General features: G+C 63.8%; 1 protein-coding gene. It reads right to left on the reverse strand.

Features of this window, described 5'->3' with window-relative positions; genetic code table 11:
- The coding region (locus tag AB4Z42_RS28515) for a condensation domain-containing protein (RefSeq protein ID WP_442012600.1) at window positions 1-362 on the reverse strand (362 nt) is incomplete at both ends.

The raw sequence follows: 362 nt of genomic DNA on the forward strand, positions 1-362 counted from the left end.
TCGGTGCGGAACTCCACGACACCGGAAATCCCGGCTGCCTCACCGCCGTCGGTGAATCGTTCAGTCAGCGAAAAGCTCAGGTCCATCCGTGCGGTGTGTGTCTCGATCGGCAACGCGGACACCTGCAGATCCGCCAATCCCAGCGCGGCAGCCGGATCAGCGGGAAGGTTTTGCCAGGCCAACATCACCTGCACCATCGGGTGATGAGCCAACGACCGGACCGGGTTGAGGCGGTCGACCAGCAGCTCGAAGGGCACATCCTGGTGCTCGTAGGCGGCCAGGGCGCGGTGCTGAACGCGCTCCAGTAGATCGGCAACCGTGGGATCACCGGCCAGATCAACCCGCAACACCAACGTGTTGAC

The sequence above is a fragment of the Mycobacterium sp. 2YAF39 genome (genome assembly GCF_052114565.1).
Lineage (GTDB): Bacteria > Actinomycetota > Actinomycetes > Mycobacteriales > Mycobacteriaceae > Mycobacterium.